Source organism: Acinetobacter calcoaceticus, from assembly GCF_051947995.1.
GTDB lineage: Bacteria > Pseudomonadota > Gammaproteobacteria > Pseudomonadales > Moraxellaceae > Acinetobacter.
Genome location: NZ_JBLVVH010000012.1, coordinates 12,984 through 26,350, shown reverse-complemented (window position 1 = coordinate 26,350; position 13,367 = coordinate 12,984). Strand labels below are relative to the sequence as shown.

At 43.9% G+C, this 13,367-nt stretch carries 11 protein-coding genes; 5 read left to right on the top strand and 6 right to left on the bottom strand.

Going from position 1 to position 13,367, the window contains the following annotated elements; genetic code table 11:
- Nucleotides 1-55: 55 nt before the first annotated feature.
- From ACNQO6_RS16720 to ACNQO6_RS16695, 6 genes are all read right to left on the bottom strand, one after another.
- Nucleotides 56-1,735: an AMP-binding protein gene (locus ACNQO6_RS16720; RefSeq protein ID WP_343581044.1), complete on the bottom strand. Its 1,680-nt coding sequence runs from the start codon at nt 1,733-1,735 to the stop codon at nt 56-58.
- Between the two features lie 157 nt (nt 1,736-1,892).
- Nucleotides 1,893-4,112 carry a DNA topoisomerase IV subunit A gene (gene parC / locus ACNQO6_RS16715; protein ID WP_440209712.1) on the bottom strand — a complete coding sequence of 740 codons (2,220 nt, stop codon included), beginning with the start codon at nt 4,110-4,112 and terminating at the stop codon, nt 1,893-1,895.
- Nucleotides 4,113-4,249: 137 nt separating this feature from the next.
- Entirely contained in the window at nt 4,250-4,828 is a 579-nt protein-coding gene (locus tag ACNQO6_RS16710) for a hypothetical protein (protein WP_440209711.1), read from the bottom strand.
- Complete coding sequence (locus ACNQO6_RS16705) at nt 4,818-5,462, bottom strand: trimeric intracellular cation channel family protein (RefSeq protein ID WP_004802075.1); 645 nt, start codon at nt 5,460-5,462, stop codon at nt 4,818-4,820. The genes ACNQO6_RS16710 and ACNQO6_RS16705 overlap by 11 nt, the downstream gene beginning before the upstream one ends.
- 52 nt (nt 5,463-5,514) lie before the next feature.
- A complete protein-coding gene (locus ACNQO6_RS16700) occupies nt 5,515-5,985 on the bottom strand; it encodes a YchJ family protein (protein ID WP_440209710.1) in 471 nt (156 codons plus the stop codon).
- Nucleotides 5,986-6,071: 86 nt separating this feature from the next.
- Nucleotides 6,072-7,655: a TerC family protein gene (locus tag ACNQO6_RS16695; protein ID WP_343581047.1), complete on the bottom strand. Its 1,584-nt coding sequence runs from the start codon at nt 7,653-7,655 to the stop codon at nt 6,072-6,074.
- Between the two features lie 325 nt (nt 7,656-7,980).
- Between ACNQO6_RS16695 and ACNQO6_RS16690 the strand changes: the two genes are divergently transcribed.
- The 5 genes from ACNQO6_RS16690 to dinB all read left to right on the top strand — a co-directional run bounded on the left by ACNQO6_RS16690 (nt 7,981) and on the right by dinB (nt 13,017).
- On the top strand, nt 7,981-8,607 hold the full coding sequence (locus ACNQO6_RS16690; protein WP_440209709.1) for a TIGR00730 family Rossman fold protein: 627 nt from the start codon (nt 7,981-7,983) through the stop codon (nt 8,605-8,607).
- Nucleotides 8,608-8,782: 175 nt separating this feature from the next.
- A complete protein-coding gene (gene mdtD / locus ACNQO6_RS16685) occupies nt 8,783-10,171 on the top strand; it encodes a multidrug transporter subunit MdtD (protein ID WP_440209708.1) in 1,389 nt (462 codons plus the stop codon).
- Nucleotides 10,172-10,218: 47 nt separating this feature from the next.
- Nucleotides 10,219-11,187: a hypothetical protein gene (locus ACNQO6_RS16680; RefSeq protein WP_440209707.1), complete on the top strand. Its 969-nt coding sequence runs from the start codon at nt 10,219-10,221 to the stop codon at nt 11,185-11,187.
- 11 nt (nt 11,188-11,198) lie between these two features.
- Nucleotides 11,199-11,960 (top strand): glycoside hydrolase family 25 protein, encoded by a 762-nt coding sequence (locus ACNQO6_RS16675; RefSeq protein WP_343581110.1) that lies wholly within the window; start codon nt 11,199-11,201, stop codon nt 11,958-11,960.
- Between the two features lies 1 nt (nt 11,961).
- Nucleotides 11,962-13,017 carry a DNA polymerase IV gene (gene dinB / locus ACNQO6_RS16670; protein WP_440209741.1) on the top strand — a complete coding sequence of 352 codons (1,056 nt, stop codon included), beginning with the start codon at nt 11,962-11,964 and terminating at the stop codon, nt 13,015-13,017.
- Nucleotides 13,018-13,367: the final 350 nt, after the last annotated feature.

The window sequence follows — 13,367 nt, the reverse complement described above, 5'->3', positions numbered from 1 at the left end:
GCCGCAATTGCGGCGTCTTTCCAGTACCTTCCTTTTTAAAGGGAGGATAGAATTCTTAAGCGGGTTTACGTAAGTCTTTACGTAGGATTTTACCGACATTTGACTTTGGTAATTCTTCCATAAACTCAACATAACGTGGGCACTTATACCCCGTTAAGTTTTGTTTTGCATAAGCAATAATTTCTTCTGTAGTTAAAGAAGGATCTTTCTTCACGATGAACAATTTTGGCACTTCACCTGATTTTTCATCTGGCACACCAATCGCTGCCACTTCCAATACTTTCGGGTGCTTCGCAATGACTTCTTCAATTTCACTTGGATAAACGTTGAAGCCAGATACCAGGATCATGTCTTTCTTACGGTCCACAATCTTCACATAACCACGTGAATCCATTACACCGATATCACCAGTACGGAAGAAATTGTCAGCCGTCATCACTTTCGCTGTTTCGTCTGGACGGTTCCAATAGCCCTTCATGACTTGTGGACCACGGATCGAGATTTCACCCTGTTCACCCAGTGCAACTTCTTTACCGTCATCATCCAGAATCGCAACTTCAGTTAATGGCAATGGAATACCAATTGTGCCACTGAATTCAGTCGTAGCAGGTGGGTTTGCAGTTGCAACCGGAGAAGTTTCAGATAAGCCATAACCTTCGATAATAGTGGTACCTGTAATTTTCTTCCATGCTGCTGCTGTCGATGGCAATACCGCCATACCACCGCCCATTGCCATCTTAAGATTGCTATGGTCAAGCTGTTTGAATTCTTCGTTATTCACCAACGCGTTAAATAAAGTATTTACTGCAGGGAAGAATGAAGGTTGGTATTTACGTAATTCACCAACTACGGCCGGTAAGTCACGTGGATTTGGAATCAGGATGTTGGCCTGGCCTTTATACATACCGTAAAGCGCACATACCATGAACGCAAAGATGTGATACAGCGGTAATGCACAAACGATACGATCGCCTTTCGCACTGTCAGAAGCACCAAATTTACTTGAGAAAATCGCTTCACACTGGAGTAGGTTGGCCACAAGATTACGATGCGTTAATTCAGCACCTTTAGAAACACCCGTTGTCCCCCCCGTATATTGCAATACGGCGGTATCGCTTAAGGTTAAGCTCGGACGCTTATAGTTACTTGGGCTGGCTTTGTTTAAAGCCGTGTTGAACTTGATATGACCCGGAATATTCCATGCTGGAATTTGCTTACGTACTTTACGTAACACAAAATTCACGATGGTCCCTTTCAGTGTACCGAGCATATCCCCCACAGAAGCCACCACAACATGCTTCACGGGTGTTTTGCCAATAATGTTCTGATAAACGTTGGCAAAGTTTTCAATAATGACCAAAACTTCTGCACCTGAGTCATTCAATTGATGCTCAAGTTCGCGTGCGGTATAGAGTGGATTGACGTTGACCAATACCAGACCTGCACGGAAAACGCCTAATGCCACCACTGGATATTGAAAAACGTTCGGCATCATTACCGCAACACGTGAACCTTTGGCTAAACCCAACGTTTGTAAATAAGCTGCAAATTTACGGCTAGCGACTTCTAATTCATTAAACGTTAAAACTTTATCCATAAAGATAAAGGCATCACGTGAACCAAATTTTTGGAAATTGCGTTCAAAAATATCAACAAGTGAGGTGTTTTCAGCAGGCAGTTCAACTGTTTCTGGAATTCCTGTCTTTTGGTATTCAGCAAACCAAATTTTTTCCATAATGCCCTTATCTCCGAGTGGTAATCCTTAAAAATGTAACAACGTTACTTTCCATGGCAAAACATTTTTTTTAACTTTTTGAATTGCCCTGTCAATCTATCCAAACAATCTGAATACATTGTCATATATAACGTATTTGTATCACAGAATACTAGCCTTATCTCTGAATGAAGAGTCTATTTGCTTTTTGATATCCACGTGGTAAAAGTTGCCCCTTTGTTGCTCTTTTTCCTAGATATTTTTGAAGATCATCCCCTTTCAATTTCAGATGCTGTTGTCCTGCATCGATCTGGATTATTTCATCTAACGTCAGGGTTGTCATGGATAAAATTTGCTCTTTTTCATCAAGTTGTATCAACTTGTTACCCTTACCTTTATTGAGAACAGGCAGTTCAGTTAAATCAATAATCAGTAAACGGCCCGATGAACTCAGAATGGCAATGTGGGTGGCTTGCTGAATAGGCAAGAGCGGTAAAGCTGTGGCTTTGTCTGCAACCGTCAGGAAAGCCTTCCCTGCTTTGGCATTGGTGTCCAGTTGGGCCGCCTGACTCTTAAATCCGTAACCGTTGGAACTGGTTGCAATCAGTTCGCTACTCTCCTCATCAATAAACACCTGAATAAAGGAAACACCGCTGGCGGGTGAAAGTTTTGAACTGAGCGGTTCACCCAAGCCACGTGCCGAAGGCAGACTGCTGATTGGCAAGGCATAACTACGCCCAGTCTCATCCAGGAAATACACGCGCTGGTTGGTTTTACCCACTGCATGACTGAGATACTGGTCACCCGCACGATAATTCAGATTTGCTGCATCTACTTCTGCCCCTTTGGCAGCACGTACCCAACCCGCTTCCGACAATACGACAGTCACAGGCTCAGCAGGCATTAAATCCTGTTCTTTAATTTGCACTGCATCCGCACGCGCCACAATCGGTGAACGACGGTCATCACCGAACTTTTTCGCGTCTTCTTTTAATTCGTTAATGATCAGGTTTTTTAATGATTCCGGATTGGCGAGTTGCTCACGAATAATCGCAGCTTTCGCTTCCAGTTCTTCCTGTTCACGACGAATTTCCATTTCTTCAAGCTTGGCCAAATGACGAAGTTTGAGTTCGAGGATTGCTTCCGCCTGAATCTCGTCAATACCAAAATGCTGCATTAGTACCGGTTTTGGCTGGTCTTCTTCACGAATAATCCGAATCACGGTATCAATATCCAGGTAGGCAATTAAAAGACCAGCCAGGATATGTAAACGCTTTTCAATTTTGGTTAAATGGTATTGCAAACGGCGGGTCACGGTTTGCTTACGAATCTCGATCCATTCGAGCAGAATACGGCGAATCGATTTCACCTGTGGGCGACCATCCGCGCCAATCATGTTCAGATTGACACGATAGCTGGATTCCAGATCCGTGGTGGCAAATAAGTGACTCATCACCGTTTCGGCATCGACACGGTTCGAGCGTAATACAATCACCAAACGGGTGGGATTGGCGTGATCCGATTCATCACGAACATCACTGACCAACGGCAATTTCTTGGCAATCATCTGGTCTGCGATCTGGGTAATCACTTTGGAACCCGAAACCTGATAAGGCAGTTCAGTAATCACAATCTCATTTTTGTCGACCGTATACACGGCACGCATACGATAACTACCACGACCTGTGGTCTGAATTTTGAGTAATTCTTCTGGCGGGGTAATGATTTCAGCCTTGGTCGGTAAATCTGGGGCCGGAATATATTCTGCCAGTTTACTATCTGAAGTTTCAGGATTACGAATCAGCGCGATCGTTCCTTTTACCACTTCACGCAAGTTGTGTGGCGGAATATCGGTTGCCATCCCCACCGCAATACCGGTCGTACCATTTAACAGGATGTTCGGGACGCGTGCTGGCAACGTGATCGGCTCTTTCATTGAACCATCAAAGTTGTCCTGCCATTCACTGGTGCCCTGCCCCAATTCGCTGAGTAATAACTCACTATAGGCAGAAAGTTTGGCTTCGGTATAACGCATCGCAGCAAATGATTTTGGATCGTCCGGCGAACCCCAGTTCCCCTGACCTTCAACCAGTGGATAACGGTAGCTAAATGGCTGTGCCATCAACACCATCGCTTCATAACAGGCTGAGTCACCATGCGGATGGTATTTACCCAGTACGTCACCAACGGTACGAGCCGATTTTTTCGGCTTGCCTGTCGATTTCAGGCCGAGCTCACTCATCGCATAGACAATACGGCGTTGTACTGGTTTTAAACCATCACTGATATGCGGCAATGCACGATCCATAATCACGTACATGGCATAGTTCAGGTAAGCCTGTTCAGTGAATTCGGCTACGGAACGGTTTTCTGTTGCATGATGTGCAAGGCTGGTCATTTCAGCGAGTCATCCAAAATCATTTATTATCGTCAATGTTTTGTATGCTATGTGGATGAAGGCGTTGTGACAAGCCCTTGTTGTTGTTTAAACGTCAAATGGTGTCTTGTTCGGAGAATTTGTAATTGGATAAGGTTCTAAACAGAAGATTTGTACTTATCTAACCTGAGACTTTCTCTAAGTAATGTCATTTTATTTTTATCAATATTTAAAATTTGCAAAGAAGCAAATTCATCATGATCATTAAAGTCCAGACTAAAATGGTGCCCTTGAAAAGATTCAATTGTATTCTCTTTAATAGATGAAAATGCCAGTTCGATGTAATCCAGACCAATCAGCAATTGAAAATCTGTATCAAATGCATCTTTAAACTGACTGGAAAAATCGTTCATATCTACCACCCAAGACGAAACATCAAAAACAGGGAGGAATGTTTTTTTCAAAGCTGACGATGTCGGTGATTTTATCGTTTGAATAATCATCTGTGGATCATAGGTAATAAGTTTGATCGTTGACAATTCACCTGTTTTTAAAAGCCCTATTTCAATTAAAGATGTAGAGCCATTACCAGCTCTCCAATACAAATCTGGAGATTTTTCATTCAAATAAATAGCAAAGGGGATATAACCATCAATCTCAATTGAATGATAAGAAAACGGACTTATATCAATTCTTTTTAACATCTGCTTATCTATATAATTTTTATCAATGTTCATCGGTGGAGGACGCAGATTCCGCATCATCCTCTTTATAAATAAATTTCGGCATTTCCAGACCAAAATAAATTGCAATCAAACGTAAAGTGAAACCAAAGACCAAAGTAAAAATCACAGTAAGATCGTGTGGCAAACCGACTTCCAAGCACACCCAATAACAGATTACCGCAACAAAGGAAATACTGGCATAGAGCTCACGACGGAATACCAAAGGTACGTCATTACACAGAATATCACGCAGAATACCACCTGATACTCCAGTTAATACCCCTGCGACAGCAGACACCACAAAGCCATGTCCCATCGATAAAGCAATCTGACAACCAATGATGGTAAAACCAATTAAACCCAAGGCATCCAGTACCAAGAAGATGTTGCGCAGATGGCGCATCCACTTGGCAATAATAATCGTGACAAAGGCTGCAATACAGGTCAGCACCAAATATTCAGGATGCTTGACCCAGGTTAAAGGATAATGTCCTAACAGCACATCACGTACCGAACCACCGCCTAAGGCCGTGACACAGGCAATCAGCACCACACCAAACCAGTCCATACTACGTCGGCCCGCTGACAAAGCACCAGTCATCGCTTCCGCAGTAATGGCAATAATATAAATTACGGTGAGTAACATCTGCCTACATCCCTAAATCAGGCGTAAAAGTGTGCGCTATTCTAAGACAAACTTAGATGAATTGCGCACAACATTGCTTAAATTTTTTCCCCGAGCCACAAATGCAGGGTTGTTTCATGGTGATTTGCATATCCAGCGTCGGATCAAGGAAATACCACTGCTGTTGGTGTAATACAAAATGTGAAATTTCATGATGAACATGGGCTTGTTTACCATCATGATAATGCGCCTTAAATTCAACCAGCGCATGGGTTTTATCCAGCTTGGGTTGATGCTGTACCACTTCCAGTTTCAGCCATTGATTGGACTGACTCCAGTCCGCAATTGCGATACGGTCCAAAGCAGACTGTTGCCCTAAAGCTGTAGTTTCCAAAATATAATCAATCTGTTGCAAAGCAAAAGCGCTATAGCGCGAGCGCATCAATTGTTCTGCATTGAGTGCAAACTGCTGTTTCAAATGTAAAGGTTGACAGCATTCAGCATAAGGTCCGTGTCCGCAAGGACAATTCTTTGACAAAATCATGTTGAATTCTCAAATAAAAATAGCCCGAGTAAAACCCTTGCATCACAACGGTCAAACCCAAGGCTATTCAGAATAATACAGCTGACTTATTTCTCGACAGGCTTCTCTTTAGCAATGATACGCACTTTTTCAATTTTGTGCCCATCCATTGTCACCACTTCAAAGCGATAGCCATCGACTTCAACCGTGTCACCATTTTCAGGTAAACGACCCAGGTGGAACAGGATATAGCCTGACAAAGTTGAATATTCTTCGCTCTCATCGACTAAATCTTTACCCAGTAACAAAGACACATGGCGAATGTCAGTTGAACCTTCCAGCAACATCGAACCATCATCAAGGCTTTCTGCCGCTGCTTCCAGCTCATCTTCATCAGGGAATTCACCCGCAATTGCTTCTAGTACATCAATCGGCGTTGCAATCCCTTCAATGGAACCGTATTCATTCAGGACAATCGCCATTTGCAACGGAGCCTGACGTAACTGTTCCATGACCATCAAGACCTGTGCATTCTCATGCACAATCACCGGTTCACGTAAATGTTTACTAAAATCAATTGCACCTGTTTCGATGTATTCGTTCAGCACTTTGTGAGTTAAAACAATACCTTCGATATTGTCCAGCTCACCGCGCGCAACGATCAAACGTGAATGGGTCATGGCCATCAAACGTTGTTTCAACTCGGCAGGATCATCATCCAGATCTAACCATTCCAACTCTGGACGAGGCGTCATCACCGACTTGACCGGGCGCTCAGACAAACCAAGCACACCTTGTACCAAGACGCTGTGATATACGCCATTGTCTTCATCAAATACTTCTTTGGCATAAGCCTGAGTTGCCAGTACATCTTCAGCTTCATTGTTCTGGCTTTCATTGCCATTGCCTTTATTGCCCAGCATGCGCAAGACAGCAGAAGCGGTGCGATAGCGTAAATCCGTAGTGGTAACCAGTTTTTCCTGATTACGGCGCATGGTCTGATTAACCATTTCTACCAATACTGAGAAACCAATTGCTGCGTATAAGTACCCTTTTGGAATATGGAAACCAAAACCTTCCACCACCAACGAGAAACCGATCATCATCAGGAAGCCAAGACACAGGATCACCACAGTTGGATGCTTATTGACAAAGTCCATCAATGGGCGTGAAGCCAACAACATGATACCAATCGCGATTGTTACTGCGATCATCATGATTGATAGCTCTTTTACCATGCCGACAGCCGTGATCACGCTATCCAGCGAGAACACCGCATCAAGGACTACAATCTGAACCACAACCATCCAGAAGGCCGCGTGCACTGGATTTTCTTCTTTTAGCGCTTGCTTACCTTCAATCCGCTCATGCAGCTCCATAGTGCCTTTAAATAACAAGAACACACCACCAAACAGCAAAATCAGATCACGACCAGAGAATGGATGATCAAAAATATGGAACAGCGGTTCGGTTAAGGTCACCACCCATGCGATCGAGGCCAGTAGCACCAGACGCATTAACAGGGCGAGAATCAAACCAATTCTACGAGCAGCATTACGTTGTTCAGGTGGTAATTTTTCTGCCAAAATTGCAATAAAAACAAGGTTATCGATACCTAGTACAATTTCGAGCACCACCAATGTTGCTAAACCAACCCATGCAGCGGGGTCAGACATCCATTCCAGAATCATTGACGTGACTCCTCTGCAAAATCAGCAATATTGTTATGAAGTTGAATTTTTAAAAGGTCGGCACGATCAGCCAAAACATTTTTTGTAGGAAATAAGAACAATGCGGAGCGACAACAACCACTACTCATAGAGGGACATAAATTAATAAAAGGATTTTCAGTATAGGCAAGATTTCACTGAAATTCATCTTTTTTATGTTGATGTTGTTTGCAAATTCTTTCTAAGCGTTACAAAACAGCTTTGTATGTAAAATGTGCATAAAACTGTCATAAAGCTCAATTAGCCTAGACAAGCACAGTGAAAATGATAAGGTGAAAATAAACGAATGAATAGTGTTCTAATAATGACTGAAAAGAAAAGCATTACCCCTACTCCCATAAAAACCACTCAACCTCTCATTGCCCTTTATTGCGGCTCACGCACAGGTAATAAACCGATCTATCGCGATAAAGCCATCGAACTGGCCCAGCATATTGCCACTCAAGGTTTTGGTATCGTCTATGGTGGTGCCAGTATTGGCTTAATGGGCCAAGTCGCTGATAGCGTCCTTGAACACGGCGGTGAAGTGGTTGGGGTGATTCCTGAGTTCATGCTGGACTATGAAATTGCCCATCACCGACTGACCGAGTTGCACATTGTCCAGACCATGCATGAACGTAAAGCCTTGATGGCAGAGCGTGCCAGTGCCTTTATTGCCTTGCCGGGTGGCCTGGGTACTTTTGAAGAAATTCTGGAAATCGCGACCTGGGGACAACTCAACCAGCATCAGAAACCCATGATTATCTATAACGTGAACCGTTTTTATGACGCGCTCATTACGCAACTGGATCATGCCGTTGAAGAAGGTTTTTTACCACCTCAACATCGTGCCAAAGTGATTATTTGCGAAAATCCTGAACAGATTTCCAATGTCATCCGTAATCTAAACGCACCAACACATATTGAAGTTTAAATCCTGAAGAAAAAGGCGGATCATCTTGATCCGCTTTTTTATGCCGACCTGTTTTATAAAGCAGAGCTCCTTAACCTTTCCGTGTTAGTACCCTCAACCACACTTTGACAATTTTTGTCTTTATTTCACACCTATTTGCATTAAACTAAAGCTGAATTTTTACTCATCAAGGCTCATGACCACCACAACCCATCAGGCAGTACAGCCCGAATTCCGATTATTGGTCCTGCTGGTTTCCATTGGCTTTTTTATGCAGGCACTGGACACCACGATCGTCAATACTGCGATTCCCGCCATGGCTGTCCAGCTCAATGAAAACCCCTTGCAAATGCATGGCGTTATCGTGGCCTATGTGTTGTCGGTGGCAGCCTGTATTCCCTTAAGTGGCTGGCTGGCCGATCGTTTTGGTATCCGTAATACTTATCTGAGTGCCATGATCATTTTCAGTCTGGCCTCGCTCGGCTGTGGTCTCTCCCAAAACCTAGAACAACTGCTGTTCTTCCGGGTCATCCAAGGGGTTGGTGGCGCATTACTGATGCCTGTCGGACGCCTGGCTCTGTTAAAACTGATTCCGCGCTCACAATTTCTTTCCGCCATGAGCCTGATGAGTCTTGCCGGACTGGTGGGACCGTTAATGGGACCAACCTTAGGCGGCTGGCTGGTCGAAGTCACCACGTGGCACTGGATTTTCCTGATCAATATTCCGATGGGTATTCTGGGCCTGATCATGACCCTCAAAGTCATGCCTAACCAGAAAGAACCTACCGTAAAATCCTTTGATTTAGGTGGCTTTATCCTGTTGATTGTGGCGATGGTTGGCTTATCTTTGGGCATCGAAAATATTGCATCACCGCAGTATTCCCGTCTGGTCAGTCTAGCGCTACTGGCAGCTGGACTGATCGCCGCAGTGGGCTATGCCTACCATGCTCACAATCATCAGAATGCGCTATTTCATGGACGATTATTTCGCTACAGGATTTTCTCGATCGGAATTCTGGGCAATTTCTTTTCTCGTCTGGGCAGTAACGCGATTCCCTTTATTTTACCGCTCATGCTACAGGTGGCATTTGGTTTTGAACCCTTCATCACAGGTTTGATGATGATTCCGATGGTACTGGGTTCATTATTTTCCAAGCCCATCGTACGCCCTTTGATTCAGCGGGTTGGATATCGCCGTTTCTTGCTGAGCAATACTGTTTTAGTCGGGCTATGTATCGCCAGTTTTTCCCTGATGACGGTAGCGACACCGCTGTGGCTAAAAATCCTGCATCTTTTTATTTTTGGCACACTGAATTCACTCCAGTTTGTCGGCATGAATACCCTGACTTTAAAAGACTTGCCTCAACAGGATGCCAGCAGCGGTAACAGCTTCTTATCCATGATTATGATGCTTTCCATGAGTATTGGCGTGGCACTGGCAGGTACTTTGATCAATGTTTTTGGACAATATTTCTCGACTGCATCGATTAGCACCGCCTTCCATGCCACGCTGATTGCCTTAGGTTGTATCAATATCCTGACCGCATGGGTATTTTGGCAAATCCCCAAAGAAACAACGGAATAAGGACCTTGCGGTTAAAGCCAATTAAAAAATAATAAGGAAAATATTCAATGATTATTCCCCGGTACTGGGCTGAAGCCAAAATAAAAACCCACATCGCAGGACGTTCTTATACCCTTAAACGTTTTGGCTGGTCTGATCAAAGTGTAGCGGCGGCACAGCGCCATGCGGAGCAACGTGTTGCCGAGGCAATTGAGAAAATCAATGCAGGCGAACATATCCGTCGCATTGAGCACAAAGTCCCCTATAACGGTGCCGAAGGTCTGCCGATTCGTGAAGAGATTATTGCTCAGCATGACGATGTGATGATTACGCGAAATGGCTATGGTGCCTTGTGTTTGAATACACCTGATGTACTTTTTGCTGATATCGACTTTGCAGAATCCTCTCAATTGACTGTTCATTTTGCTGCTTTTTTCATGCTGCTGTTGCTTTCAATTGCTGTCTCTGCTTATTTCATGTCATGGATGATTTTGGTCATTGGTCTTATTATTTCATTCCTATTTACCCGTGTCTTTGCGAAAAGCCTATCCACACTGCAACGCCGTTTTATAACCACACCTGAACAGCGCTCACTTGCCTTGATCCGCAACTTTTCTCAACAGCATCCCCATTGGCATTTGCGCGTTTACCGTACGCCAAAGGGCTACCGTATTCTGGCAATGCATCAAACCTTTGACGCCAATGGAAAGGAAGCTCAATTAATGTTTGAGGCGATCAAGGCGGATCCTCACTATGTCCGGATGTGTAAAAACCAGAATTGTTTTCGGGCTCGAATTAGTCCAAAACCGTGGCGCATTGGCATGAACAGATTGCGTCTCGGTATCTGGCCTGTGGACCCGCAAGATTTAGCCATCAGGGAAGCTTGGGTAAGTGAATATGAGCAACATGCAAAACATTATTCTTCCTGTAGATTTGTAGAACAATTTGGTAGCCAGATAGTCAATGCCAAGGCGAAACAGGTACAATTGCTACATGATCAATACTGCAAATCTGGCACTCATCTCGACCTCGCATAAACACTGATACTATGGCAAAGAAACCCGCAGCATCTTCCCTCGCTCAACATTATCCGACCTATGCCAGTATCGGCCTAGCTGTCATGCTGGGTGTGGTGAGTTATTTCGGACTGTTCTACCAACAGAAAGCTGCTGCGCAAGACTATGCAATTCGTGGTTTTGACGTTTCCCACCATCAAGGTGAGATCAACTGGAAAAAAATCTCTCCGATGCAGTATCAATTCGTCTATCTCAAAGCCACTGAAGGTGGTGATTTTCGTGATAGCAATTTTCAGCAAAACTGGCTCAAGGCGCGTGAACAGGGCTTGCATGTCGGCGCTTATCATTTCTATCGCCTATGTCGCGATGGTAAGGTACAGGCTGAAAATTTTATTGCAACCGTGCCGAAGAAAGCGGATGCCCTACCGCCTGCCATTGATCTGGAATATGACAGTAACTGTATCAATACCTATACCAAAGAGCAGTTACTGAAAGAAATTCAGGTCATGCATGATCAACTGCACAAACATTATGGCAAACAGCCGATCTTTTATATCTCGAAAAGCTTTTATCATATTGTGTTGATGGGGAATTTCGCCGAAACACCGCTTTGGGTCAGAGATTATGAAGGCAAACCTGAACTCAAGGATGGTCGCCAATGGACGTTTTGGCAACATAGCAGTCAGGGAAAAATTGCAGGTATTCCCAAAGCGGTGGATTTAAATGTCTATGCCGAATCACCTAAGCAATGGCGGATTTTCCTGAAACAGCAAGGCATTCAAGATGCCAAATGAAATACGCAAAATTATCCATATCGACATGGACGCCTTTTATGCATCAGTCGAGCTGAGAGAGCGCCCTGACCTCAAAGATTTACCCGTCGTGGTGTCTTCACACCATCCACGTGCAGTCATTGCTGCCGCCTCCTATCCAGCCCGTGTCTTTGGATTGCGTTCAGCCATGTCGATGGGACAAGCTAAAAAACTCTGTCCACAGGTGGTGGTGATTGAACCCAACTTTGAAAAATACCGTGAAGTTTCAGCACAAATCCATCAGATTTTTCAGCAATATACAGCTTTGATTGAACCCCTGTCCCTAGATGAGGCCTATCTAGATGTAACTGAAAATTTGAAGAATATTCCGAGTGCGACTGAAGTGGCGGCGCAAATCCGTGCCGATATTTTTGCAACTACAGGGTTGACAGCTTCTGCCGGTGTGGCACCGAACAAATTTCTGGCAAAAATCGCCTCAGACTGGAACAAACCCAATGGCTTATTTGTGATTAAACCGCATCAAGTATTGAAATTTATTCAGGATTTAGCACTAAGCAAAATCCCGGGAGTTGGTAAGGTCACTCAGGAACGTTTAAGTCAGCTGAATTTGCATACGCTAGGCGATTTGCAAAAAATCGAAGAAAATGTCCTGATTCATCATTTTGGCAAATATGGTAAACAGCTGTACCTATATGCTCAGGGAATTGACCACCGTCCTGTGAAGGCGGCGCGTGAACGTCAGCAAATCTCCAAGGAAATTACTTTTGATGATGATTACACTCTTGCTCAATGCAGCCATGCATGGCAGCCATTGACCGAGCAAGTCTGGCGGAGTCTGAATAAAAAACAGCTAGCCGCGCGTGGTGTGACTGTCAAACTTAAACTTAAAAATTTCCAGGTGTTACAACACAGTAAAAGCTTTAAGCAAGCACTGCAATCCCAACAGGACTTAGCACAAGTGGTTTTCCAGTTGCTCAATGAAATGCATATCGATCCAGCGTTTCAACTCCGTCTGGTCGGGGTCGGTGTTTACCAGCTGCAAACGGCGCAGGACGAATCCCAGCTTTCTTTATGGTAGTGCTGTTTTTTTATTCAAAAGCATGTTTATTGCTCAAATTTATGTTTGCTTTTTATGCAATTTTCAGTACTCTAAACAACGCAGTAACATTATCCATGTTATATGTCTTGCTAAAGAAAACCTCGCTTTTAGCATCTGCTCCTGTGGTTGGCGTGACGATCAAATCCGAAGATTACAGGGCACTTCCGCTGTTGTTGAGTTACTTCTTTTTCCAATCAAAATTCTTCATCTTTCGCTTTTCATTTCCGCCTGCATTCACTGATGTTTTAATGGAAATAGACACTTTTTCCGCCTGATTTATACAAAATTACACTGCGATTCAATTGCATCAAGTACAATCCAGACAGTAT